Source organism: Paenibacillus polymyxa M1 (genome assembly GCF_000237325.1).
In the GTDB taxonomy this organism is placed as follows: domain Bacteria; phylum Bacillota; class Bacilli; order Paenibacillales; family Paenibacillaceae; genus Paenibacillus; species Paenibacillus polymyxa_C.
This window is the reverse complement of the sequence record NC_017542.1, coordinates 5,479,175-5,505,113: the sequence shown is the minus strand read 5'-3', so window position 1 is coordinate 5,505,113 and position 25,939 is coordinate 5,479,175. Positions and strand designations below refer to the sequence as shown.

Genomic DNA, 25,939 nt, shown 5'->3' with positions numbered 1-25,939 from the left:
GAGATACATCATGCGTGCAGACAAAATGATTTTACAAGTTAAGGTGTATAACAGTTACTACAAGACGTTCGAGGTAGGCAATGTTGCTATACTTGAAGGCAAGTTTATGTATATCGGTCAGCGTGGTCTGGAATCTTTCGAGGCTGCTGAAATTGTGGAGGGGCACGGGAAATATATGATTCCCGGCCTGATCGATATCCATTTGCATATCGAAAGTACAATGGTGACACCAGCAACCTTTTCCTATGGACTCATTCGCAATGGGGTCACGACGATTGTACCGGAACCGCACGAAATGGCGAATGTTTTCGGATTGGAAGGTATTCAGGAAATGATGGAGGCCAGCAAAGATTGCGTGGCTGATATGTTTTACGGGATTCCTAGCTCTGTCCCAGCGACACCATTGGAAACCTCAGGGGGCGAGATTGACATCCCCGAGATTGATACTTTGTTGCAAACGGGTGAGATGATCTGCCTGGGTGAAATTATGAATTATGTAGATGTCATTCGTGATCCGGAGAGCAAGACGAACCGCATCTTACGCCATGTTCGTGAGCACTACCCAGAGCTGATCATTGAAGGCCATACGCCGCAGTTGCTTGATCTGGATCTGCATCAGTTGATCTATGCAGGAATAGGCTCAGACCATACCCACCAAAGCATTGAAGGTATGAAGGCAAGAATGGCCGCCGGGATGTTTATTGAGATCCAGGAAAAATCCATGACCCCTGAGGTGATGGACTATCTCATTCAGGAGGACGTTGCACAACATTTTTGCTTCGTAACGGATGATGTAATGCCGGATTCTTTCGTAGAGCGGGGACATCTGAACCATATTGTAAGTAAAGCGATCGGAATGGGCATGAAGCCTGAGGATGCGATTTATGCAGCTACGTTTACTCCTGCTGCCCGGATGCGCATGCATGATCGCGGGACAATTGCGCCAGGGAAAATAGCTGACTTTGTGCTACTATCGGATCTGGAGCAGTTTGATGTGGAGCAAGTCTATAAGGACGGTCATAAGGTATTTGATAAATTTGAGGAATATCATCAGACACAGGTAAAGTGCCAGTTCCCTGCCCACTTTTATCAAAGTGTAAAGCTCAATCCACTCACAGAGCAGGATTTTACTGTGAAGTTGGATGTAGCTGATGGCACACATCAATGCCGTATTATGATGGTCAAGGATGGATCAACTTTTACAAGCGAACGAATTGCACCTGCCCAAGTAGAGCAGGGTGAACTGGTATGGGAACATGGTGAACATGGACTCATTGCTACGTTTGAGCGGTATGGCAAGAACGGCAAACGTGCTTACGGTTTGATCGGGGGAGATACGATTAAACGCGGGGCCGTGGCAACCACCTATTCGCACGATAACCATAACTTGTTGGTCGTGGGGCATAACAAGCAAGATATGATTTTGGCTGCGAATACGGTTCTATCCAGCCAAGGGGGCTTTTGCGTAGTTGAAAATGGCAAGGTGCTGTCCCATTTACCGTTAACAGTGGGCGGAATTTTAACAGAAGGACCGCTAGAAATGGTTGCTGCCCACGTAAAGGAACTGCGTTCAGCATTACTGTCGCTAGGCTATCGCCATTACAATCCAATCATGTCTTTAAGTACTCATTCTTTGCCAGTCAGCCCGGCTTTGAAAATTACCGATCACGGCTTGATTGATGTAAACGTAGGCAAAGTTGTACCCTTGATTATAAACCCTTCGGAAATGCAAGAATAAAAAAAGAGTCGACCCTTTTACGGGGCGGCTCTTTTTTGCTGTGTTTAGATTATTGAGGTGGGTTGCGAATTTATATGAAGCGTTTGCCTGTCGATCAATTCACGTAATCTTCATGGTTTAACCATAATAAGGCCTTGCAAAACACATAGATAGTGTTATAATTAAAACAGGATTTAGATTAAGTCTAAATTAATTGCTGAATATTTTTTAGTTTCACGCATGGGATTTAGAAGAAAATCAGACACTACTGCTAGCGAGTATCACTCCAACTATATTAATGATAATAACGAGAGGGGATTTTACACATGAGTACATTAAATCATACGAACGCACCTACACAAGAGGCTATTCAAGAACTGCACAAGGCTTTAAACCGTCACGTGGCTACCTGGTCTGTACTGTACACAAAGCTGCATTATTTTCACTGGTATGTAAAAGGACCTAAATTCTTCACACTGCATGCTAAATTCGAGGAGCTTTATAATGAAGCAACAGCTAATCTGGATACGATTGCTGAACGTTTGTTGGCTATTGGCGGTCGTCCTGCTGCGACCTTGAAGGAGCATTTGCAACTGTCAGCTATTCAGGAGTCCGCAGGCGAGCAGACAGCCGAAGATATGGTGAAGGCCGTTGTAGCTGATTTTAAAACGATTACTGTTGAATTGGCTAGTGGTATGGAAGCAGCAGAAGCGGCACAGGACAAAGCAACAGAGGATCTTCTGAATGGCTTGAGAGAAGAAATGGATAAACATATCTGGATGCTTACAGCATATTTGGGATAAATTTCTGGGAGTGATTTCCACGTATATGGAGATCAGGTGAACAAGCTATACATCCCGTTGGTTCCAGCCTGCCGCTGGAGTATAATGAAGAATAGGCATGGAAGACCATAGGCTCATAAGGAAGTGAGCTACCGGGATGGGGTGTAGGTTGTGGAAGTGAAACAACAGCTTTTGCATGAAGCGGAGCAGTTTATATATACATGTTATGAGGAGCTGGGCCGAAGCCGCGATGATGCGGAAGCCCGGCTTCTTGATATTCGTCACGACATAGAGACTATTGGAACGTACGATCATACTTACGAAGAGCTGGAACACGGGGCACTTATGGCTTGGCGGAATAGCAATCGTTGTATCGGTCGCTTGTTTTGGGACAAGCTTTTGGTCAGGGATGCACGTGGAGCGTCAGATGCGACGCAAGTAGTTCACGAGCTATTGGAGCATATCCGCATAGGAACGAATGGCGGTAAAATTAAGCCTACGCTTACTGTATTCCGCGCATCCCAGCCGGGCCAGCCGAATATTCGTATTTGGAACCATCAACTCATTCGTTATGCTGGATATGAAACGGATCAAGGGGTCATCGGGGATCCGATCTCAGTGGATTTTACGAATGCTTGTAGGGATTTGGGGTGGCAAGGAGCAATGACTGCTTTTGATATATTGCCGCTAGTTGTGGAAGCGGGAGGCCAACCTCCCAAGCTCTTTGATATTCCTGAACATTTGGTGATGGAGGTGCCCATTGAGCATCCGGAACTCTCGTATATAGCCTCTCTGGGATTGCGCTGGTATGCTGTGCCTATGATTTCAGATATGACGCTGGAGATTGGCGGTATCATCTATACAGCAGCTCCATTTAACGGCTGGTATATGGGGACAGAAATCGGTGCCCGTAATTTTGCGGATACCTTCCGCTATAATATGTTGCCACAGGTGGCAAAACTGATGGGGCTGGATACGACGAGTGAAACAACGCTATGGCGTGATCGGGCGCTGGTAGAGTTGAACATTGCTGTGCTGCATTCTTTTAAAAAAGCGGGGGTCAGCATTGTCGATCATCATACCGCAGCAGCACAATTCAAGTTGTTTGAGGAACGGGAAGCCAAGGCTGGTCGCGTGCTGACAGGTAATTGGACGTGGCTGATCCCACCGTTGTCACCAGCAACCACGCATATTTTTCATAGTTCTTACGATAATCGGCTTGTGAAGCCGAATTTCGGAGTTCAGGAAAAGCCATATATGACGAGACAGGCTAAACCAACAACAGATGCAGCGCTGCCGCAGAAGCCGCAAGGCTGTCCTTTTCATTCTGGATAACCTAACGGGAGACTAATTGTTGGATCTGGACTCCGGTGTATCCCATACAACGATCAATAGGGTCGCGATCGGCCCTATGAGTAGTGAGAGCACAAACCAGTTAAGCCTGCTCCGATTTTTGGACTGTGCGAAGCCGGCATTAATAAGGGCAAGCGTTCCCCAGCCGATATAATAATCTTCTGGCATGGTATTCTCCTTTGTAAAAAGGTATAATATCGTACTGTGTATTGTATGAGTACATTCATAATTTCATAAGTTATATCGTACATATAACTTTATATATCTTGGTTTGAGGAGCGAAGCTAAGTTGGAGAGAAATCAGGCAGAGCGCATTGTCGCTGAGCTTTTGGAACGAGCTGCTATAGGCGTAACAGTTAAGCTGGAGAAACGTTTTCCTGGTGGACGGCTGATTGGGGGCAAATATGCCATGCATGCTCACGCCATTACCATGTATACGGATGTTATCGAAACACAATGTTTACAGTTGTTCGGCAGCGCAGATCGAGTTGAGGAGTATTTTACGGTTGTGCTTGCGCATGAGATCGGGCACGCCGCCGATACTGAATTAGAGGGCCTCTCCGATGCGATGGAGCAAGAGAACGGGATCGGGACCCGGCAACGGCTTGCGCTGCAAATTGAGGAAAACGCATGGAACTATGCGCTTAGACTGGTGCCTGAAATAGAAGCAACGTTTATTTCTGCCGTAATAGACGAGTCCCTGCTTGCCTATCGAGTCCCGATTATGGAGCAGTCTGACATTGCGTAATGATGAATGATCCAAGAGCCGTTAGGCTCTTTTTTTATTTGTTTTTAACAAACGAGGTGGACAGACAGATTCAAAGGAGCAGCTTTTTAAGCTGTGACACACGACCTTGAGACAATTCCAGCATTTCGGCTAATTCTTTTTGAGAGACATTAGGGTATTCCTCCATGAGCTGCTTTAGTTTATTCAGGAGCTCATTCTGATTCCTGTAGCTTCTTCTTTTCTTCGGCTGGACAGGACGTGCTTCACTCAAATGACTGGAGGGATTATCGCTCTTCAGGTTTTCAATACAACTCTTGCAGATCAGATGATCTCTGAAATAGCTTAAATGATCAACGGCGCCACAAAAATAACAAGAAACCCCCGTATATTTGCGAATCATCAGTCCCTCTGGTGTAATAAAAAAATCGAGGGCATCTCCAATATTAATATTCATAGAAGTGCGTAGTTCTTTGGGTAGCACAATGCGTCCCAAATGGTCTAGTGGTCGTGTCATTCCTGTGTTCTTCATCATTTTTCCCCTTTCTTGGAATGCGCTTATGGTTGCAGGAATTGTATGTTATGTATGCTGGAAGTACAAAGCGCTTATATTAAAGTTTGTTTTGGTATAGCTATCCTAAAAAAAGCTCCGGCATGACGAACAATTACGTCTGCCGGAGCTTGGTGCAGCCAATGAATCTAAGATGTCATGTCGAATTACTGTGGGTTGGTTGTCCAAATGCCGGCTACTTTTAATTGAACCCGTGGCGGCAGCTTCAATGCAGCTAACGTCAGATCGGCCAAATCCTGCGGCTGAAGCATGCGGTCCTCGTCACCAATAGGCAATCCCGCATTTACAGCCAATTCTGTATTGACCGTGCTTGGTGTCAGCGCGGTAACCCGAATGTTGGATTTGCGAACTTCCTGCATCAGTGCTTCCGTGAATCCCATCAAAGCAAATTTGGATGCGCAATATGCAGAGCCTGTTGCAAAACCTCGTTCTCCTGCTGTGGAGGAAATGTTAATAATATTTCCGCTCTGTTGCGCCAGCATGCTTGGAAGAGCGGCGTGTGTCACATAATAGGTTCCCATCAGGTTTACGCGAATAATACGTTCCCACTCTTCGGGGTCCATATCTGCGACTGTGCCGAAGGTGGCGATGCCTGCATTGTTGATCAAAATATCGACGGCACCCAGTTCATGCTCCAGTGAAGCTACAGCGGCAGCGGCCTGTGTGCGATCGGATATATCCGCAACAGCACTCACCACTTTCACACCGTATGTACTCCCCAGTGAATCCTGCAGCTTTTGTAGGTCGGTCAATGTGCGTGAGATTAACCCCAGATTAACGCCTTCCTTGGCCAAAGTTTCGGCAATTGCCTTACCGATTCCTTTGCTGGCTCCTGTAATAATGGCTGTTTTGTTCTTAAGTTCCATCCAGTCTCCTCCTTATCACTATATAACGTGGTTGTGCATCTGAGCACATGGTTTCATTATACTAGGTTGAACCCCTTGAACCAAACTTCGCCTCTAATGAGGCATTCATTTAGAGGTCTCTATTTGGAAATATCAATATCTCCTGAAGTGGTTTCGACCTTAATCACGTTCACACTACCGGGAACAGATTCGGGAGTATTGACACTCCCAGAGTCAGAGCGGACATTATAAACACCTTTAAAATCGGGAGCTTGCTTAATCTTCACGTCACCAGAATCAGCATTCACTTCCAAGTTGGCTACGGCCCGTTGTGTAATATTTGTCTCCCCTGAGGTTAGGGAGAGAAGACCATTACCGCTATAATCGCGAATGGTAACATCACCTGAAGTAAGCTTTAACTCCATATCTGCTGCAAGCTGACTGGCTGTAAAATTGCCGGATGTTAAATTTGCGATCAGGTGGGTACTTTGGAGGTTTGTAATCTCGGCAGTGCCTGAAGTAGCGGTGATAGAAGTGTTTTTCACAGAGGCATCTTGAAGCTTTACATTCCCTGAGTGTGCATCTACCTGTAGGTCAGTTAGTGTTTCGCCAGAGGGCATCTCTACGGTAATCGTTTGATCCAAATCAGGAGTGATCGAAAAGAATGACAAGGAAGGGGCCGGCTCCGATTGAATGGTAAGCTTACCGTTCTCAATTTGGGCATTATGAATTTGGTCGGCGACTTTTGTCTGAACTTCTCCGCTGATGCGTATCGTACCTTGGTCACCAGAGCCAGGAGTGAACAAAATAGAAACATTATCAGAACTGTCCACTTTCAGGTTTTGTAGCTGACCACGTGTGAATGTCCACTTTTTATTTATAGCTGTTGTTTCTTTCATTACTTGTTGATTCCATGGAGCACCGTAGGCCACCATTCCGGCTGCACCGATGACAATGCACAGACCTGCTGCAATAAACCACTTTTTATTCATGTTTTTAGTAAGCTCCCCTCAGGGTAGTCTGATTCCATTTCCAGTATCGTACTGTGCTCTTGACCATAAGGAGTAAGAGATAACGTACTCCAGGCAGCAGCAATAGACCTATACCCGTCAACGTGATAGAGAAAAAGAATTTGGCCGGGTAAAAGGTGCTGTTTAGCGCATAATCAGTAACAGCGAGAAGGGGGGCTACAATGAAGCTGATCGATACCACAGCCAATGAAGCCCATACTGCCCATAGGGTAGCCATAATCGGGATGGAGATTAGCAAATTGAGAAACAACAGCCCTAGGAAAGTAAAAATATTGCGAGCAAAGCTGCCCTGGCGAAGCGGAGGAGAAGCGTTCCAGGCTGCATTGGGAACATCCAACGCTTCTCGAGCAATATCTTCTGGGTTACCCAGTTCATGGGCAATCTCACTTTCGCTTTTGCCATTAACCAACCCGTAGTCAAAATGCTGGCTCAAATCACTAAGCAGCTCATGGCGTACCTCTGCAGGGAGAGGAGAAAGACGCTGTTCCACCTCTGTAAGAAACTGTTTTCTATTCATCGGAATTTCCTTCCTCCAGTAGGCTTGCGACATGATGGACAAAATCATTCCATTCCCGTGTAAGTAGTCTTGTATAATGGCTACCGGTATCGGTTAGCCGATAATATTTACGGGGCGGACCCTCGGTCGATTCCTGTAAATACGTCGTGCAGTATCCCTCTGATACCAGACGGCGAAGCAGTGGATATAGGGCTCCCTCTGCTACTTCGATATGACGGGAGACGGCTTGAGCCAATTCGTAGCCATAGCGGTCTCTACGTCCAATTAGAACTAGAACGCATAGTTCCAGTACCCCTTTTTTGAATTGGATGTTCACATTCACGAGCGATGCTCCCTTCCTGATGTAATCATAATTCATAGGTGTCGTTCGGAATAAGGGGAAGAAACGTGTGTTTGTGCATAATTTGTCACGGGTACTGATTATAAATCAGTAGTCAGGTATAATTTAACATCATGTACTGATTAATGCAAGGTACTAAATTTTTAATAATAAAATCTTCGGGTCAAAATGGGCTGGTTTTCTTTCTTTAAGGCTTACATGAATAGCGAATCTTGTAGAATAAAGTAGTTTCATTTGGAAAATTCTCGATTTCTGGCTGGGTGGCCCCATAGGATGTTACTTTAATTTGATTCATTAAAATGATAGATTGTAAAGTGTTCGATAGAGTTAAAGATTACCTATGATGAAGAGGTGGATAAAGGATGGACTGGAAACACTGGTATAGGGAATTGGAACAGGATGATGAGACTTGGGATGTGTCGGAGGAGGTTGTACTACGTGGTGTGGTACATCTTGATTTTTGCGGGCAGCCATCGGAGATAGAAGCTGAATTTATCGTGGGAGCCGACTCTGAAGAACAGGCACAGACTATAGAAGAACCTACAGAGCTGCAAAAAAAGACATGGGAGACGTATATGGCATGTTCGTCAGAGATCCATCCTCAAGTATTGGAGTCCATACACCATTATTATGTAGACATAGTGGAAAAGTATCGGAAGGCATACAGCTCATGGGGAGAGGACCCTAATGAATATGCGCCTTATGTGGAGCGACCAGAGCAATTGCTGGATCGAATGCAGCTTATATCTATACTGATTTCCGACTCATCGGAAAAGGATGAACTATATTTGAATTTTAGTTGTTCCTGGGATCGAGAACATGGCTTAGGTGTACATCTGAAGCAGATGAAAATCGAGCATATTCAAGGTGCATATACATTATATGACTTGGAATAAATAAAACCCCCCTTCCGGTCTCTAATAGAAAGACCGAAAGGGAATAGGATATGGTGGACATGATGACGCGATTGGATATGATAAATATATTAGTTGGATACAGACAGCACGGCACGGGCTGCTTGAGCCGCCTGTACCATTTGCCGCAATGCGGCAACAGATTCCTCCTTGGTACGGGTTTTCAGCCCACAGTCTGGATTAACCCAGAACAAATCTGATGGCAGTACGCGCAAGGCACGCTGAATCATGCTTAGCATTTCTGATACATCAGGAATGCGCGGACTGTGGATATCGTATACACCCAGACCGATGCCTTTGTCGTAAACCTGATCCTCAAAGCTAACAATCAGTTCTCCGTGGCTACGAGAGGTTTCAATAGAAATCACGTCGGCATCCATGTCTGAAATGGACTGGATCATATCCTGGAATTCGGAATAGCACATGTGTGTATGGATTTGGGTCGCAGGCTGAGCGGTGGCCGTGGTCACAAGGAAGGCTTGAACAGCCCAATCCAAATAGGCCTGCTGTTGTTCTTTTTTCAACGGAAGCCCTTCACGAATTGCGGGTTCATCCACCTGAATCATGCTAATACCCGCTTGTTCGAGTGCCTCTACCTCTGCCCGTAATGCCAGAGCTAACTGCAAAGCTACTTGCCTGCGTGGAATATCATTACGTTCAAAGGACCAGTTCAAAATGGTCACAGGGCCTGTAAGCATCCCTTTAACTGGCTTGGAGGTTAACGACTGAGCAAATGCCGTCTCTTCCACGGTCATAGGTTGATCGAACGACACATCTCCGTAAATGATCGGCGGTTTAACACAGCGGGAGCCGTAGGACTGCACCCACCCGTTTTGTGTAAAAGCAAAGCCTTTCAGCTTTTCGCCAAAAAATTCAACCATGTCGGTCCGTTCAAATTCCCCATGTACAAGCACATCTATGCCAATGTCCTCTTGGATATCAATCCATTCCTTGATCTGCTGTTGGATAAATGTCCGATATTGCTCGGCAGACCATTCTCCTTTGCGATAGTGCAGACGGGCCTTGCGGACCTCAGCAGTTTGCGGGAAACTGCCGATGGTCGTCGTAGGCAGTGGGGGCAACTTCAGCCTATTTTGCTGAATCACCCGGCGCTCGGCGAAAGGAACGCTGCGTGACAGTGGCTCTTTTGCCAGCAGGTCGGCCAAATCGGCAGCTGTCTGTACCCTTGCCGCGGAGCGGTTGAAGCGGGCTACCGCATCCGAACTTTGCTCAAGCTTGGCAATTGCAGATGGATCGTGCTTACCAAGTGCAGCCGTCAAGACTGCGATTTCATCCAGCTTTTCATCGGCAAAGGCTAGTGCATGCACCAGTTCTCGGTCCAGCTTATGCTCTGCGTCCAGACTGACCGGCACATGCAGCAGACTGCACGATGGCTGTACGATAAGCTGTGCGGCAGTGGTCTGTTCTGCTAACTGGTCCAACAGTGCAGCCACGGCATTCAGGTCGCTGCGCCAGATATTGCGTCCGTCAATGACACCAGCACCCAGCGTTTTCCCTTTAGGGAAGCCATGCTGGCATATATGCTGAAGATTTTCGCCATCATCGTATACAAAATCAAGACCCAGTCCCTGTACCGGAAGTTCAGTCAGACGCTCATAATGGTCCAGGCTGCCAAAGTAGGTTTGCAGCATGATGTTCAACGAGGGTGCAGCTTGGGTCAAAGCTTCATAGACCTCCTGAATAATCTCCAGATCCTCTGCCGGGAATGAGGTGGTCAGGACAGGTTCATCGATTTGGACCCATTGAACGCCTTCTGCTGCTAGCTCTGACAAGACTCGGGCGTATAAAGGCTGGAAGGTTCGTATAATAGAAGCGAGATCCTTACGATCATAGCCTTTGGATAAAACAACAAATGAATAGGGACCGATGAGAACCGGTTTACCTTCAATGCCTAGCTCCTGCTTTGCTTCACGATAAGCTAGTAATGGTTTGTTTTCAGTGAGCACCGGAGCCGCATTTGCCAATTCGGGAACGATGTAGTGGTAATTGGTATTCATCCATTTGGTCATTTCACTGGCAGTAGCTCCCTTCTGCCCACGTGCGATCCCGAAATACACAGATAGAGGAATTGGACCTGTAGGACGATAGTTGAAGCGTTCGGGGACGAGACCGAACATCACGGATGTGTCCAGCACATGATCGTAATAGGAGAAGTCTCCGACAGGAATGCGATCAATCCCTTTGTCACGTTGCTTGCTCAGATGCTCCAGACGCAATCTTTTCATCTCACTATGCAGTTCGCTTTCGTCAATACTACCCTGCCAGAAGCGCTCCAGTGCTTTCTTCCATTCCCGGTTCCCACCGATACGTGGATAACCCAGATTACTGCTAATCAAACCCGACAATGCAGATCGTTCGTTAATGGACATGTAGGTTTCCTCCTAACTGGTAGCCAGTTTATTTTTACGTACCAAAAAAGGCATTCTGTCCCCAAGGCTAAAAATGAGTAGGGGAAAGAATGCCTCCGCGATTAAAATTCAAAAATACGGCGACTGCTCTTAACACCTCCCTATCTTCCGTAGGTACTGCGATGTTGTTAAAATAGGCAGGTCTCCTGACTTACGGATCATGACGTTCAGCATCCCTTCCCGGTCTGTGGACCAGTGGGTGTATGAGTAGCTGAACATTCCCCGTTTACAGTGGCGGGACCGTCCCGGATTTGCACCGGCTTCCCTTTTAAGTCTGATCTGAATAGAACAGACACCTATTTCCAGGCTATGCGATTAAGGTATGACGAATAATTATGCACTCGTATACTTGTTCACCATCATAAGTGAAACTCACAGGATGTGCAATAGAAACAGTAATAGAAACTGGAGTGGAATCTGTTAGTTATATGCAAAAAAGACAAGCCCACCCCATCGTGGGGACTTGTCTTTGATATAGTATCTTGCTAAGTAGAACATCGCCTTTAAGCCAATGAAACGGTGTAACCTGCCTGAATACTGGCTCTCACATCTACCAGACGTTGATTACGACTGCCTCGAAAGGGGAGGGTCAGATCCTTTTGCTGTTCAACAAAACGGCCATCTACAATCACGTCACACAAAAACGCTAGCTCCTGTCGTTCCGGATCCATGACCAGATCCTCGTAAACAAAGCCTGTATAGGCCCATACGGTTCGGTCGGGACAAGCCGCGCGGAAGTCACGTACAAATTGCGAGCATTCTGCTGCTGAGAAAAAAGGGTCTCCCCCGCAGAGAGTCAGTCCGTCCAACAGCGGGTTATCCATGATATCACGGATAACCTCCTGTTGACGCTCAGGCGCGAATGGCTCCCCTGCGCGGAAGTTCCACGAAGCTGGATTAAAACAGCCGGGACAGGCATGGCGGCAACCGCTAATGAATACGACGGTGCGCAGGCCGTATCCTTCATTCAGAGATTCCGGAATATAGCCGCACAAATTCACTTATGCTTCACCCGGTCGCGAACTTCGGCTTGCTTGGCAGCATTAAAACGAACGGTATAATCTCCTGTCAGATATCCGGTTACCCGACGTAAACGCTGAAAGTGCGTGTGCTCCTCATCTGTGCCGCATTGAGGACAGCTTGTCCCGATAATTCCTTCATAGCCGCATTCCGTACAACGATCTACCGGATGGTTGATGGAAAAGTAGCCGATGTTCTGTTGAAGTGCGTACTGAACAATTTTAAGAAATGCATCCGGGTTATTCCGTGCATTACCGTCCAGCTCAATGTATGAAATTGCACCCGCATTACATAGATTATGGAACGGAGCCTCCAAGCTGATTTTACGTGCAGCGGGAAGCTTGTAATACACCGGAATATGAAAGGAATTCGTGTAATATTCCCGGTCATTGACCTCAGGGATAATTCCGAAGTCACGTTGATCCAGCAATGTAAACTTGCCTGACAGACCTTCGGCAGGCGTTGCGAACAGTGTAATATTTAGATTGTAGTGCTCACTCATTCGATCACAATACATGCGCATGGAAGTGATGATTCGCTGTGCTTCACGGTATACAGCATCATCTTCCCCGTGGTGTTTTCCATATAATGCTTTCATGCACTCAGCCAGCCCGATAAAACCAATCGAAAGTGTACCGTGCTTTAGGAGGCTTCCTACCTTCTCATCAGGTGCCAGTTTTTCTCCGCCTTCCCATACCCCTTCGCGCATCATAAAGTCCGAAGCTTTGGCTGGCTGGCTGGTCTGGATATGATAGCGATGGATTAGACCGTCTACTGCAATTCGCATAACCTCTTCCAATCTCGCGTCAAAGCGATCCCGGTCAGGTGTCAGACGCTTGCCTGTGCAAATACCGTATTCAATCCCGAGCCGTACCAGATTAATGGTATTAAATGAGAGATTACCCTTGCCGCTCTGGCGGTTTCTACCGAAACGGTCAGAAATGGTGCGGGTACGGCAGCCCATCGTGGCAATGATGGTATCGGGGTCATCTGCGCGGTAATAGGGCAGGTTGAAGGTAGCATCCACATTCACAAAATTGGGATACATCCGCTTGCTGGAGCACTCTACCGCCTTTAAGAACAAGTCGTAGTTGACATCGCCCTCTGCCTGGTTGACTCCTTTTTTACATTGGAAAATATGTTGTGGAAAAATAGGAGTTTCCCCGCTGCCGAGTCCGCGAATTGTGGCTTCCAGCAGTGATTGCGAAACAAGCCGACCTTCAGCAGACGTACACATCCCGTAATTTAGTGAAGTGAACGGAATTTGCCCCCCTGCCCGACTGCTCATCGTGTTCAGGTTATGAATGAGCGATTCAGCGGCCTGCCGGGTTTCTGTCTCTGTCTCTTCGCGTGCGAATGAGTATGAACGAGGACAGATTTCTTGCAAGTGGGTATTGGCTAGATGCAGTTCTTCGTCAGACCAACGGGAGTCTAGCTCTTCCTCGAACAGCCGGAGTCCTTTGCGCAGATGCTTGCGGAAGGAACGAGCAACGTATGGAGCAAGGTCCCAATCTATTTTATTGGCAGAGACACCACCGAATTGGCTATTTTGCTGAGACTGGAATATGATGGCGACCAGTGCCATCGCAGACATAATTGTTTGCGGTGTGCGTACAGAGCCATTGCCTGTATTGAAACCGTCTTGTAGCAAACGACCAAATGGGATAAAGATACAATTTGTAGTTCCGAGCGCATATTGGTCCAAATCGTGAACATATACATACCCGTGGTCAATGGCGTCTGTCAATTCAGGCGGAAGTACACGCAAGCGCGCATACCATTTGGCATATTCCGAGCCAAGCTTGCTCATTTTGCCACTGAACGATTCTCCATTTAAATTTGCATTCTCCCGCAGCATGTCCAGATCTTGTGCCCCAATGACTCGCTCGCCGATGTCGTATAATTGATGTTCCTCCAGCACCTTCATCGTAAAACCCTCCATATAGTAAAAAATATATATTTTTCACAAAAACAACATATTGATGATATCTAGTGATAACCAATTGTTTCGATCTATATATTGTATATACGTAGACATGGAGAGTATGTGACTATTGTCACATTGATGGGAGCAGGAAGCACAAAAAGGCCAGGTATAGAATAAGAGACACATCCACAGATATGCGCCTTACTCTATACCTGGCCACCGCAGTTGCAACGAAATAAGTAGGTTTGCAAGTACATCGTATATGATATTGGGAAATAAACTTTTAGAAGGTTTAGAGCAGCTTTTTCAGTTGGGACACACGGCCTTGGGAAATATCGAGCATTTCTGCATACACTTTTTGTGGCAGGTTCGGATGTTCCTGAATCAGCTTGCGGAGCTTTTTTACCATTTCACCTTGCTGTACTCTGGATTGCTTGGGCTGCCAGGTTGTGTTGGCTTGGATCGGTTTGGTGCGTTCTTGAGCCTGGATGGCATCATTGCTTGTGGCATGTACATGTTCATCGTTCTTTAATAACTGAATGCAATCAGCGCAAATAAAGCTGTCCCGAAAATAAGTTAAATGATCCACTGCGCCGCAAAATTTGCAGGAGACACCCGTGTATTTCCTTAATACAAATCCTTCTTCATCTACGAAGAATTCAAGCGAATCACCGATATTGATATCCATTGTGGTACGCATTTCCTTTGGGAGTACGATTCGCCCCAACTGGTCCAGAGGCCGTGTCATTCCGGTATTTTTCATCAGCGCTTCCTCCTTCAATGATATATCCTGATTATACCAAAAAATATCATTTTTAGCTTTATATATGAAAGGGAAAATGTAACTTTTTTTCTCGTATGCCGTAGTCTGACTTTCATCCAATTTAGGATGATTTCGGTATTGTTGCCGGTGTGCTCCTTTTTCGCTATGATATATAAAGCGCTTTCGTGAAAGGACTTTTTATCATCTTAATGAAGCTAAGGAGATGACGGATTTGAGTCATGAAACAACGGGTATCGAATATTTATTTCAAGATCCGAAGATTCACCTGGACGAGCGTGTACGGGATCTCGTGTCGCGACTAACCTTAGAGGAAAAGATCGAATCTATGCTGCAATACCAGCCGGCCATTGACCGTTTGGGAGTTGCAGCTTACAAGCACGGTACGGAAGCGGCACACGGGATCGCCTGGTTGGGGGAGGCAACTTCATTTCCTCAGCCTGTGGGATTGGCCTGTACTTGGGACACGGAGTTAATGCGGCAGATCGGCTCTGTTATTGCAGATGAGGCGCGTGTCTACTATCGTCGTGACCCAAAATTGAACGGTCTGACCCTGTGGGCACCTACAGTGGATATGGAGCGTGACCCAAGATGGGGACGTAACGAGGAAGCCTACGGCGAAGACCCGTATTTGACGGGAGAATTGTCGAAGGAGTTAGTCAAGGGGATACAGGGTGATCATCCGGTATACTTGAAAGCGGTTGCAACACTGAAACATTTTCTCGGTAACAATAATGAAGTGGACCGGGGAGTCGGCTCCTCCAGCATAGACCCCCGAAACCTGCGGGAATATTATCTAAGAGCTTTCGAGAAGCCTTTTACGGAAGGCGGAGCCCAGTCGATGATGACTTCCTACAACTTGATTAACGGAACGCCTGCTACGTTGTACCATGGTGTTAACGATATTGTCAGAGGCGAATGGGGAATGGACGGCTTTGTCGTAAGTGATGCGGGAGATGTTATGGGGATTGTAAACGACCATCAATATTACGATTCCCATACGCCGGGCGTGGCTGAATCTATTCGCGCAGGAATTGACAGCATTACGGATGATGCGGAGCTCTCCAAGCAGGCAATTCGAGAAGCTTTGGAGCAAGGATTGCTACAAGAAGAAGACTTGGATCGGGCATTGTTCCATACGTTCCGTGTTCGTTTTCGTTTGGGGGAATTTGATCCGGCGGCAGACAATCCCTATGCGTCCATCGGTGAGGAGGCTTTAATGACAGAGCAAGCCCGTGAATTGTCGTTGCGTGCGGCGAGGGAGCAGATCGTACTGCTCAAAAATGAGCAAGAACTTCTGCCATTAAACCCTGCCCAGTGCGGCAAAGTAGCGGTCATTGGTTCGCATGGCAATGAGGTGTTCCACGATTGGTATTCCGGTACGCTGCCTTACCGGGTTACACCGCTGGAGGCGATTCGTGCCAAGCTGGAAAGCGGGAGCGCGGAAGAACGTGTCGTGTACTCCGATGCCAAAGATCGTGTGACCTTGACGGCGGCGACTGATGGCGCGAAGCTCACAGTTAATTCTTCAGGCGATATGCGCCTGTCCCAGAATGGAGAGCCAACGGTATTGACCATAACAGATTGGGGCTATGGTAGCGTGACGCTGCATGATGAACATCTGGGTACCTATGTGACGAGCGACGAGGAGACGCTTCGCGTGACAGCTGATGAAGCGTATGGCTGGTATGTTAAAGAGGTCTTTGGACTGACTCCTGTGGAACAAGGAGAGCATCTGTGGACCACATGGAACGGTAAGCCAGTGATCGCAGGAACTGAGGGCTTATTAAAGGTGATGAAATCCGCAAGTCCTGCACCTAACGTCTCAGACTTCAACGATAAGACTTTCCGTATAGAGACGGTATCGGATGGCTTAGCGGAAGCGATAGCCGCTGCGCAAGCGGCAGATACAGCGATTGTATTCGTTGGAAATCACCCGCTTATTAACGGAAAGGAAGAGAATGATCGCCCAGGCTTGGAACTGGCTGCTTCCCAGCAACGAATTATCGAGGAGGTATATCGTGTCAATCCGAATACGATTGTGGTTCTGACGGGCAGTTATCCATTTGCGATTCCTTGGCTTCAAGAACATATTCCAGCGATCGTATACACGTCTCATGCGGGACAAGAGTATGGTACAGCCATAGCGGATGTATTGTTTGGAGATTATGCACCGGCAGGGCGTCTGAACATGACCTGGGTTCAGAGCGAGGATCAATTGGGTGATATCAAGGATTATGATATCATTCGCAGCGGTCGTACCTATCAATATTTTGAAGGTGAACCGTTATATCCATTTGGACACGGGCTAACGTATTCGCCATTTGAATATAGTGATCTGCGTACAGACGCCCATAAGGATAATGTTAAATCTATGGCTACACTTGACGCCGCGGATACTCTCCAGGTGTGGGTAGATGTGACGAACCGGGGCGAATCTGCTGGCGAAGAGGTTGTACAGCTATATGTACGCTCTGAAGCTTCGCGCGTAAAACGCCCATTGAAGACGTTGTGCGGATTTCAACGCATTCGCTTGGAGCCAGGTGAGACGCGAACAATTACTTTTACGGTTCGAGTGAAAGATTGGGCGATTTGGGATGTAACACGGGATGGCTATTGCGTGGAATCCGGTGAATATACCCTGCTGGCAGGCGCCTCCTCAGCAGATATTCGATTGGAGCATCCTGTGTACGTTCGGGGTGAAGTTATTCCACCACGACAAGCTGGACCAAGGATACGAGCTGAAAACTTTGATGATTGCTTCGACATCCTGCTGGATGAAAGCAAGGAGCAAAAGGAGGCCTGTGTACGTCCCCGTTCACCGCAACGTTCTGGTTGGATCGCCTTTCATGGCGTAGACATGAATACGGTGAGTGTGGTCAAGCTCCAGTGCCGCGTGTCAGGCAACAGCAGTGATGCAGCAATCGAGTTGCATTTGGATGCGCCGGACAGCCCTACTGTGGCGCGCATCAACGTGGGCAATACAGGAGGGGCACAAGCATGGGTGACACTCTCGGAAAAGGTACGATCAGCCTCCGGCATCCGTGATGTATATCTGTCGCTCAGTGGGGAAGTGCGACTGGGTCATTTTACTTTGGGCGCTAGGGATCCAGAGGGTTCCGGCTTTCAGGCTTGAACTTACATCTGACATCACGTACAATGCATTCATCGAAGTTTCTACAGCTTAGGGGTGTCATCTCATTTGAATAGTGAAAAAAGACTACGCACCGCAACGCCCAAATGGCTTGGAATTGCGTTAAAGGCGCTTGTCTATTTGGAAAAACACGGGGAACTTTGTGCCAGCGGTTCTATTGCCCGCTCCATTGATTGCGAGGTTACTTTGGTGCGCAGGGTGCTGACGCGGCTTGTGCAGGCAGATTTGATTGCAGCACGTGAAGGGCGCGAGGGAGGTTATGTGCTTACCCGTTCGGCGGATCATATTACACTTGCTGATATATACCATGCCATTGAAATATGTGATCCCATATTCCCGGGTATGATGCATGAACCGGAGACGAACCCTTTTTGCGGGGAGTTGGCGATAGCCGTATCTGAGATTTTAGCTGAGAGTGAACGTCGTATGCTGGAAGTATGGGAATCTCATACGCTTGCTTCGCTCGCCAAGCGTACATCGCTTGTGGTAGGGAATTGCAATCATACTGAAGATAAGGATACCAAGTCATCTTCCCAAAGGGAGTAACATCTTTTCATTTAAAAGGATAATAGCCGATACGATCCTCAAGAGAGGGTTGTATCGGCTATTTCTGTGTAAAGATCTTGCCTCAATTATATTTCATATGAGCAAACCCGGTTACGTCCTGCTTTTTTAGCTTCATATAGTGCTTTGTCCGCCCGTTCCAGCAGGGCTGCTCCGGATATATCCTCTCCTGTACCAGGAAAGGTTGTCACGCCGATGGACACGGTGACTTTAAGAATAAGCCCGTCCGCTAAAATAAACTCGTGCTGATTTACTCCACTAAGAATCTGATTAGCTATGCGTAGTGCTTGCCGAAAAGCACAATTCGGCAAAAGTACGGTGAATTCTTCTCCCCCGCTGCGGGTGACTACATCATTAGTACGGCACTTTTCCATTAAAATCTGCCCAAGCTGGCGCAGCACTGCATCTCCTGCCGCAGGCCCATAGGTGTCATTGACTTCCTTGAAGTGATCAATATCCAACACCAGTACAGATAAGTGCTCATGACGTTGACGAGCTTGAGGGAGCTGCTCTTCCAATGAGAACTCAAGCTGTCTTCTATTGCTTAAATTAGTGAGATGGTCTGTGTAGGAGGTATGCTCCAGTCGAAGTAACAGCTCATTGGATGTGTTGATAGATTCAGCAATGAGGTACAGAAGACATCCGCCGACCATCGAAATGAAGAATTGGAGCGGATACACGTGCAGAACATCATCGAGATTTTTCAAATTAATCATAAGAGGACAGAATATAATGCCCAAAGCAAAAACATTCATAATCATCAGCTTGGGTAAACGTGACCAGGACAAATGTGACAGTACAGTACACCCCAGACCGGCAAGCAGCATAAAAACGGCGCCTACGATAGCTTGATTGTTGATACCAAACAGCAAAAGTCTGCCTAGACATATAAAAAGCGTTGCCATGAGCGCAGCCGGGCCGCCGATATAAGTTGCGGTAGCTACGATAGCCAGATGACGAAGATCAGCAATGGTATTAAATCCTACTGGAATAGAGTAGTACATGATAACAATGCCATAGCAACCGAAAAGGGCGCCTCCGATCCAATGCACCTTATGCGTTAAGGTGTGTAGACGGATTTTATACCTTTGTGAAATAAGGCCGGTTATGTACAAAAAGGTGACAAGGATACAGGTATTTACAAAAAACGTACTGAACAAGATGATAACCCTCCCGAGAGGCATATTCCTTCATTTTATCAAAAAGAACTGACATTAGGCTTAAAAAAGAAAAATTTATTAAAATTTATTACGTTAGGTTGACTTATAATGTTTCGATCATGTGCTTGGTGCATAACTGGGAATAGATTGAGCATACTCCAAAGATACATTAATTAGGAAATAGGTAGTGTTTACTGCTGCCATTTTGGAGATGAGGTTTGCTCATGATTCGCTATCCCTATCGCAAACATAATAGAAAATCGGGTGTGGATAAGAATAATGGAAATTCTCCGCGCTATTTAAGAATCGAGAATTGCTTGGAAACCAACCTGCAGCAAATTAAGAAATTGACATCAGATAGCCCGGACTTTCTGATTCGCCGCTTTAAAGTGGGGATTAGAGAGGATGTTCCCGCCGCTATTGTGTTTCTGGATAGTATGGCCAAGACGGATACGGTGAATGAACTCATCATGAAATCCATGCTTAGCAGCCCATCTGCTGAAGTGGCTGCTGAGGTCGAGAGCGCAGAAGCGCTGTACACAAAAATACAGAGTCACGCGCTTACGCTGGGAGAAGTGAAGGATTGCGATGATTGGAGTTCCATGATGAAACAACTACTAATGGGGGACACGATCATCCTATTAGAAGGCTGTGAAAAAGCGATTGCGTGCGGTACGCGTGGAGGAGAGACACGCGCGGTCAGTGAGCCAACCACCCAGACAGTCGTCAGAGGACCAAAAGATGGTTTTGTGGAATCCCTGTTCACGAATATTTCTCTGGTCCGGCGACGGATTAAAAGCTCCGATCTTACACTGGAGATGTTCCAAGTGGGAAGCACGTCCCTCACAAATGTGGCCATGCTGTACATGAAGAATATTGCAAATCCACGCATCGTAGATGAGGTTCGTAAACGGGTAGAAAGCATTAATATTGACGCTGTATTTGAGTCCGGCATGGTTGAGGAGATGATACAAGAAAATCATTTCACACCATTCCCAACGATCTTTAACACGGAAAGACCCGACACCATCAGCAGCAATATTATGGAGGGCCGAGTGGCGCTCATTATAGACGGAAATCCGTTTGTATTGGTGATGCCCACAATATTTGCCCAATTTTTTCAGAATTCTTCGGATTATGAAGAGCGTTACGATATGGCGACGGTGGTCCGCCTCATTAGATATATCAGCTTCATTATTCTTATTCTGGGGCCTTCTCTCTACATTGCCTTAACAACGTATCATTATGAAATGATACCGACTCCACTGCTGATCAGCATATTGGCTCAGCGGGAATCCGTTCCTTTTCCGGCATTTCTAGAGGCGTTAATTCTGGAGGTCACCTTTGAGATTTTGCGTGAGGCGGGTATTCGAATGCCGCGTGCGGGTGGTCAAACGGTATCCGTTATAGGAGCGCTTGTGTTGGGACAAGCGGCCGTGGAAGCCGGAATTGTCACCCCGCTGCTCACGATTGTAGTAGCCCTGACAGGGATAGCTAGTTTCGCGATCCCAGCCTATAACATGGCAGTGGCCGGGAGATTGTGCCGATTTATTTTCATGATACTGTCTGCGTCCATGGGCCTATACGGCATTACATTGGGGCTGATTGCACTAATTGCTCATATGAACAGTCTGAGTTCGTTCGGGGTGCCCTACATGGCGCCTTTCAGTCCTTTTGTGCTAGAGAGCCAAAAGGATGCCGTATTGCGACTTCCATTCTGGATGATGAAGAAACGTCCTAAAAGCATTACGTCTAAGAATCAGAAACGAATGAAGGATGGAAGCGGAACTTCCTCTTCTGATAAAACCACGCCGATGCAGGAGGGGGGCAATCAGGGTGTATCAGGGGAAGAGGAATGAACAAAGTGCAGTAACTTTTAAGGGAAGAATAGGGAGACTGTGTTTAGTCCTGTTACTGTTCGCTCCATTGTTATCCGGTTGCTGGGATTCTGTGGAGTTAAACCAGAGAGCAGTAGTAGCGGGGATAGGAATTGATATAGTGGGGGAGTCAGAATATGAGGTCTCCCTGCAAGTGATCGTGGCAGATGAAATCGCTGGAGCCAAAGCGAGAGGAGATACCCCTGTCGTTTTGTATCGGGAAAAGGGGAAAAATCTGTTTCAAGCGCTCCGCAGAGCCTCACAAAGGGTTCCGCGGGTCATTTCTATGGCGCATACCAAACTGGTCGTTATTGGTGAAAAGCTGGCACGGGCTGGAATCGGCGATACGATGGATTTTTTGGAAAGGTCTACAGAAATCCGACTGCCAGTGAAAATGCTGGTGGTACGTGGTAATACTGGGAAGGATGTACTGGCAATCATGACCGCGATCGGCCGTATTCCTGCCAATGATATTTCAGGAAAGCTGGAAACATCGGAGCGTTTGTATGCCGGGGATTACGCGGTGACTATCGACGATGTCATTCGCAGCCTGTCTCATAAGGGTGGCGGTCCTGTGCTGACGGGCATAGGGGTCAATGGGAATTTGGAGCAGGCCCCAAGCAAGAGCAATGTGGACAATATTTTACCGAAAGCTATTGTTCACATTAACGGAATGGGGGTGTTCAAAAAGGATCGGCTTGTCCGCTGGTTGGACGATGACCGGGCCATTGGACTGTCTATGATCAACAACAAGGTGAAAAGTGCCCAAACAACACTGAGCTGCGGGAAGAATAGGGAAACCATTGGCATCGAAACCTTGTTTTCTGCAACCAATATACACACTCGGATGGAGCAAGGAGAGCCTATTTTTGTGATTAACTTAAAACAGACCGGGGCAATACAGGAGGCCGAGTGCTCGATTAATTTACAAAGTCCGGAGGCGATGAAAAGATTGCAGGAGCAATGGACAGAGGAGACGAAAAAATTGATCACTTCAACAGTCAGGGAGGTTCAGCGTACCCGCAGCGATGTAATAGGCTTTGGCCTTGCGCTGGAGAGGAGCTATCCCAAACAATGGAAAAAACTCTCTTCTGATTGGAGCCATTATTTTGCGGAAAGCACCGTTCGTGTTCAAGTGACTTCTGTACTGAAACACACTCAGTCGCGGACTAACCCATATTCCAAGGGAGAATCAGACTAGTGAAAATAGAACAAGGAGGGAAGGCCATGAAAAAAAGGGTACAGATAGGTGCAAAAGAGATGATCTCTCTTATGGTGTTGTTTGAGATGGGCACATCCATGATGTCTATTCCCGGAAGGAATGCGGGCAAGGATGCATGGATCGCCATCCTCATTTCCACGGTTTTGGGGGCAATGCTTTTTGTATGCTATGGCAGCCTTCACCAACGCTTTCCCAACTTGCTAATGACACAGTACTGCAGAACCCTTTTGGGGAAGAAAGCAGGGAGTACGCTTGCTTTTTTATATATCGTGTTTTTTCTTTACGGCGGAGCACGGGATCTTCGGGACACGGGGATCCTGATTGCCGACCGGACACTTCAGCATACGCCGTTGACAGTCATCTGTGGTTTAATGGTTGTACTTGTCATGTATGTGGTGTATTTGGGAATCGAGGTTGCAGGCCGGACGGCCATCATCATGTTGATTTTGCTACTGCTGCTGGGCCTTGCTACGAATATATTAATTTTGTTGGCAGGCATTGTAGATATGGGCAATATATTGCCCATAGCCGAGCATGGCTGGCAGCCGATATGGCAAGTTGTTTATTCGCAAGCCGTGATGCTACCGTACGGCGAGATGGTTACGTTTGCGATGATTCTCCCTACATTAAAAAAGGAATACCGTGCCAATGGGATAGGGATTTCCGCTATATTGCTGGGAGGGCTGCTCCTGTCTATTATTACACTGTCCAATGTGCTTGCACTGGGAGAGGATGTGTTCAAACGGGCGACTTACCCGCTACTCACGATGATCAGTAAGGTCGAAATATCTGATTTTATCGACAGAGTCGATGTCATCGGCGTGATGAGCGTTATTATTTTTGATTTTTTTAAAATTTTGATTTTCTATTATGCCGCGGTTAAAGCCGCAGAGGATGTATTGAGAATACCTTACCATAAACTGATCCTGCCATTTGGTCTGATCATGTTAGTCTCTTGTGTATTGATGGCACTGAACTATCAAGATCACCTTCAAACAGGCGAGTTAGTGCTGAAATGGCTGTTTCCGATATTTGCCGTGTTTTTTCCTATCTTGCTGCTAATCGTGTCGTGGCTGAGAAAGACCTGGAATAAAAAAAGAGGGTAAAATATCTCAAGAGTCATCATCTTGCCGACAAGAAAACATCGGTATCGGTCAAATGCTCATTTTGATGTTCCATTTTATTCTGGGAAATGCGGTCGTAAGGGTGCCTTGTTCTTTCATTCATTATTTGTTTGCGTTATCCCTTGTTTGTTCTTTCTGCTGGCTCTCTTGCGAAGAAGCAGAGGAAGGAGTAGAAACTTTGAGGAAACGTGACCATTGCGAGAACAGGAAGCGAAATGTGTTTCCTATTGGCTTTTTGCCCACATTTATAAAGAACACTATCAGCATTCCTGCCAGAACGACATATTCCGATGGTCGCATCGTGCGAAAAGCCAATGAAATAGGTTCCCAAGGATGACGGGCACCGAAAAGCCATTTTATCGATATACTTGTTCCGAGCATGAGCAGCATGAAAAGCGTGAATATCCACAGTATCTTCATAAACTATCCCTCCGATTGTAAATAGGCTAAGCATGTACTCCATGTATACATTGTGTTGCAAAGCGGCACAATTTATCCGATCTCATTGACTTGAAATAAATTAAGATTTATACTTATTCTAAATTAATTTTTATTGTGATTATAAGTTTATAATAAATATAATCTGCGTTGATTAAGGGAGATGCGGTATGAGAACTCTAAATTTAACTTCGCAGCGCCAAGCGGTATATGATGTGGTTCGTGAGGCCCACGATCATCCTACTGCTGCCGATGTTATGAATCGGCTAATGGAGCGCGGTTATAATCTGGCCTATGGAACGGTCTATAATTCATTACGTTATTTAACGGATAAGGAATTAATCCGTGAGCTGAAACTAGGAGAAGCTGCTAGTCGTTATGACGGTCGAATGGACGATCATCAGCATATTATTTGTCAGGTATGCGGCCGAGTAGATGAAGTGATGAGTGAAGTCCCACACGATTGGATTGATACGGTTGCGCATGAAACGGGATATACCATTGCCCATGCCCATGTCGTATTCGGAGGAGTGTGTAAGGAATGTCAAAGCAAGCGAATCAAGTAACGAATCGTATTAAAGTGGCTGACATGCCTAGACGCGTAAAGGGCAGTTGGACATCGATGTTGTCTGCCCCGTCTACACCTGCGGTGCAGACCGTTCCTTCTAATGAACCTTTGTATTGTCCGACCACACGTCGCATCATTCTGATCAGTTCCGTACCGGGTGTAGTCCATGGTGTGGTGCGTACGTTGTCAGATGCGTGTTTTGACGTGATGGTCTTCCATCGCTGGGAGCCTGAAGTACAGCGTCATTTGGGGAGCGACCTCTTGATTTACGATTTGACCGCCACCGATCCACGGCGTGAATTGCTGAATATCCGCAATGACCTTGAACATGAATACATGAAAGATACACCAGTCATGTATGTAGTTCAGGATCGGATGTCTGTACGTGCGCATGAGCTGCTTCCTTCGGAAGAGGTGCTGGTATGGCCACTGGCATCCAACCAAATGGTGCATGACATCGAGCGGATGATTGTGCGTCATCCGGTGATTTCCCGCCAGGCAGCGCAGACCAGCCGTCGTACGGTGTTCAAGGACATCTGGATTGATCGTGATAAAATGTTGGTATATAAGGAAGAGAATCCATTGAATCTGACCAAAACGGAATACGATTTGCTGCTGAAGCTGATAGATTCTCAAGGAAAAGTGATCTCGCGCGAGCAAATGATGCATGATATCTGGGAAACTGATTTTGTTGGCGGCAGCAATGTTGTGGATGTGCATGTCAAAAGTTTGCGCAAGAAGCTGGACGATCGACCTGCGGAGCCTGAATATATCGCTACCGTAAGAGGTGTAGGATACAGATTGGCAGATTAAACGGAAGGTTATGAATATCGATGAATTTCCGCCGGATGGAGACCATTCGGCGGTTTGTATATACGAAC

General features: G+C 46.8%; 24 protein-coding genes and 1 riboswitch. Of the genes, 12 read left to right on the top strand and 12 right to left on the bottom strand.

Features of this window, described 5'->3' with window-relative positions; all coding sequences use genetic code 11:
* Positions 1 to 10 precede the first annotated feature (10 nt).
* The 3 genes from PPM_RS24750 to PPM_RS24740 all read left to right on the top strand — a co-directional run bounded on the left by PPM_RS24750 (position 11) and on the right by PPM_RS24740 (position 3,834).
* A complete protein-coding gene (locus tag PPM_RS24750; RefSeq protein WP_013373566.1) occupies positions 11 to 1,738 on the top strand; it encodes an adenine deaminase C-terminal domain-containing protein in 1,728 nt (575 codons plus the stop codon).
* A 305-nt stretch (positions 1,739 to 2,043) separates the two neighbouring features.
* Positions 2,044 to 2,520 carry a Dps family protein gene (locus PPM_RS24745; protein WP_013373565.1) on the top strand — a complete coding sequence of 159 codons (477 nt, stop codon included), beginning with the start codon at positions 2,044 to 2,046 and terminating at the stop codon, positions 2,518 to 2,520.
* 150 nt (positions 2,521 to 2,670) lie between these two features.
* Entirely contained in the window at positions 2,671 to 3,834 is a 1,164-nt protein-coding gene (locus PPM_RS24740) for a nitric oxide synthase oxygenase (RefSeq protein ID WP_013373564.1), read from the top strand.
* A gap of 12 nt (positions 3,835 to 3,846) precedes the next feature.
* Here the strand turns inward: PPM_RS24740 and PPM_RS29715 are convergent, their stop codons facing one another.
* Complete coding sequence (locus PPM_RS29715) at positions 3,847 to 4,020, bottom strand: hypothetical protein (RefSeq protein ID WP_013373563.1); 174 nt, start codon at positions 4,018 to 4,020, stop codon at positions 3,847 to 3,849.
* A gap of 121 nt (positions 4,021 to 4,141) precedes the next feature.
* Here PPM_RS29715 and PPM_RS24735 point away from each other — a divergent pair, with 121 nt between their 5' ends.
* The gene (locus PPM_RS24735; RefSeq protein WP_013373562.1) at positions 4,142 to 4,600 is read left to right on the top strand and encodes a hypothetical protein; all 459 of its coding nucleotides are present in this window, start codon (positions 4,142 to 4,144) and stop codon (positions 4,598 to 4,600) included.
* A gap of 70 nt (positions 4,601 to 4,670) precedes the next feature.
* Here the strand turns inward: PPM_RS24735 and PPM_RS24730 are convergent, their stop codons facing one another.
* The 5 genes from PPM_RS24730 to PPM_RS24710 form a co-directional block, all read right to left on the bottom strand.
* On the bottom strand, positions 4,671 to 5,108 hold the full coding sequence (locus tag PPM_RS24730) for an AbrB/MazE/SpoVT family DNA-binding domain-containing protein (protein WP_013373561.1): 438 nt from the start codon (positions 5,106 to 5,108) through the stop codon (positions 4,671 to 4,673).
* A 185-nt stretch (positions 5,109 to 5,293) separates the two neighbouring features.
* On the bottom strand, positions 5,294 to 6,013 hold the full coding sequence (locus tag PPM_RS24725; RefSeq protein WP_013373559.1) for a 3-ketoacyl-ACP reductase: 720 nt from the start codon (positions 6,011 to 6,013) through the stop codon (positions 5,294 to 5,296).
* A gap of 119 nt (positions 6,014 to 6,132) precedes the next feature.
* Positions 6,133 to 6,984, bottom strand: a complete 852-nt coding sequence (locus PPM_RS24720) for a DUF4097 family beta strand repeat-containing protein (RefSeq protein ID WP_016324870.1) — start codon at positions 6,982 to 6,984, stop codon at positions 6,133 to 6,135.
* Between the two features lie 4 nt (positions 6,985 to 6,988).
* Positions 6,989 to 7,540 carry a DUF1700 domain-containing protein gene (locus PPM_RS24715; RefSeq protein ID WP_025676804.1) on the bottom strand — a complete coding sequence of 184 codons (552 nt, stop codon included), beginning with the start codon at positions 7,538 to 7,540 and terminating at the stop codon, positions 6,989 to 6,991.
* Positions 7,533 to 7,862, bottom strand: coding sequence for a PadR family transcriptional regulator (locus PPM_RS24710; protein ID WP_013373556.1), 330 nt, complete (start codon positions 7,860 to 7,862; stop codon positions 7,533 to 7,535). Before PPM_RS24710 ends, PPM_RS24715 begins: the two co-directional genes overlap by 8 nt.
* A gap of 380 nt (positions 7,863 to 8,242) precedes the next feature.
* Here PPM_RS24710 and PPM_RS24705 point away from each other — a divergent pair, with 380 nt between their 5' ends.
* Positions 8,243 to 8,776 (top strand): DUF6985 domain-containing protein, encoded by a 534-nt coding sequence (locus PPM_RS24705; RefSeq protein ID WP_016324868.1) that lies wholly within the window; start codon positions 8,243 to 8,245, stop codon positions 8,774 to 8,776.
* 89 nt (positions 8,777 to 8,865) lie between these two features.
* Here PPM_RS24705 and metE read toward each other — a convergent pair whose 3' ends face one another.
* From metE to PPM_RS24685, 4 genes are all read right to left on the bottom strand, one after another.
* Positions 8,866 to 11,184, bottom strand: a complete 2,319-nt coding sequence (gene metE / locus PPM_RS24700; RefSeq protein ID WP_016324867.1) for a 5-methyltetrahydropteroyltriglutamate--homocysteine S-methyltransferase — start codon at positions 11,182 to 11,184, stop codon at positions 8,866 to 8,868.
* A 157-nt stretch (positions 11,185 to 11,341) separates the two neighbouring features.
* Positions 11,342 to 11,538: riboswitch (cobalamin riboswitch) on the bottom strand.
* A 188-nt stretch (positions 11,539 to 11,726) separates the two neighbouring features.
* Positions 11,727 to 12,224, bottom strand: coding sequence for an anaerobic ribonucleoside-triphosphate reductase activating protein (gene nrdG, locus PPM_RS24695; RefSeq protein ID WP_016324866.1), 498 nt, complete (start codon positions 12,222 to 12,224; stop codon positions 11,727 to 11,729).
* Complete coding sequence (locus PPM_RS24690; protein WP_016324865.1) at positions 12,221 to 14,170, bottom strand: anaerobic ribonucleoside triphosphate reductase; 1,950 nt, start codon at positions 14,168 to 14,170, stop codon at positions 12,221 to 12,223. The genes nrdG and PPM_RS24690 overlap by 4 nt, the downstream gene beginning before the upstream one ends.
* Positions 14,171 to 14,462: 292 nt before the next feature.
* Positions 14,463 to 14,933, bottom strand: coding sequence for an AbrB/MazE/SpoVT family DNA-binding domain-containing protein (locus PPM_RS24685; protein WP_013373551.1), 471 nt, complete (start codon positions 14,931 to 14,933; stop codon positions 14,463 to 14,465).
* Between the two features lie 232 nt (positions 14,934 to 15,165).
* Between PPM_RS24685 and PPM_RS24680 the strand changes: the two genes are divergently transcribed.
* Together PPM_RS24680 and PPM_RS24675 are read left to right on the top strand one after the other, a co-directional pair.
* Entirely contained in the window at positions 15,166 to 18,087 is a 2,922-nt protein-coding gene (locus PPM_RS24680) for a glycoside hydrolase family 3 protein (protein WP_016324864.1), read from the top strand.
* Positions 18,088 to 18,153: 66 nt separating this feature from the next.
* On the top strand, positions 18,154 to 18,651 hold the full coding sequence (locus tag PPM_RS24675; RefSeq protein ID WP_016324863.1) for an Rrf2 family transcriptional regulator: 498 nt from the start codon (positions 18,154 to 18,156) through the stop codon (positions 18,649 to 18,651).
* A gap of 86 nt (positions 18,652 to 18,737) precedes the next feature.
* Here PPM_RS24675 and PPM_RS24670 read toward each other — a convergent pair whose 3' ends face one another.
* Positions 18,738 to 19,829 (bottom strand): diguanylate cyclase, encoded by a 1,092-nt coding sequence (locus PPM_RS24670; protein WP_016324862.1) that lies wholly within the window; start codon positions 19,827 to 19,829, stop codon positions 18,738 to 18,740.
* A 224-nt stretch (positions 19,830 to 20,053) separates the two neighbouring features.
* Here PPM_RS24670 and PPM_RS24665 point away from each other — a divergent pair, with 224 nt between their 5' ends.
* From PPM_RS24665 to PPM_RS24655, 3 genes are read left to right on the top strand one after another with little or no spacing between them, the layout of a single operon-like run.
* Positions 20,054 to 21,688: a spore germination protein gene (locus PPM_RS24665; RefSeq protein WP_016324861.1), complete on the top strand. Its 1,635-nt coding sequence runs from the start codon at positions 20,054 to 20,056 to the stop codon at positions 21,686 to 21,688.
* The gene (locus PPM_RS24660) at positions 21,666 to 22,907 is read left to right on the top strand and encodes a Ger(x)C family spore germination protein (RefSeq protein WP_016324860.1); all 1,242 of its coding nucleotides are present in this window, start codon (positions 21,666 to 21,668) and stop codon (positions 22,905 to 22,907) included. Before PPM_RS24665 ends, PPM_RS24660 begins: the two co-directional genes overlap by 23 nt.
* A gap of 26 nt (positions 22,908 to 22,933) precedes the next feature.
* Entirely contained in the window at positions 22,934 to 24,034 is a 1,101-nt protein-coding gene (locus PPM_RS24655) for a GerAB/ArcD/ProY family transporter (protein ID WP_016324859.1), read from the top strand.
* Positions 24,035 to 24,154: 120 nt separating this feature from the next.
* Here PPM_RS24655 and PPM_RS24650 read toward each other — a convergent pair whose 3' ends face one another.
* A complete protein-coding gene (locus PPM_RS24650; RefSeq protein WP_043921433.1) occupies positions 24,155 to 24,472 on the bottom strand; it encodes a hypothetical protein in 318 nt (105 codons plus the stop codon).
* A gap of 188 nt (positions 24,473 to 24,660) precedes the next feature.
* Here PPM_RS24650 and PPM_RS24645 point away from each other — a divergent pair, with 188 nt between their 5' ends.
* A complete protein-coding gene (locus PPM_RS24645) occupies positions 24,661 to 25,056 on the top strand; it encodes a Fur family transcriptional regulator (RefSeq protein WP_013373543.1) in 396 nt (131 codons plus the stop codon).
* Entirely contained in the window at positions 25,032 to 25,871 is an 840-nt protein-coding gene (locus tag PPM_RS24640; protein ID WP_013373542.1) for a response regulator transcription factor, read from the top strand. Before PPM_RS24645 ends, PPM_RS24640 begins: the two co-directional genes overlap by 25 nt.
* Positions 25,872 to 25,939 lie beyond the last annotated feature (68 nt).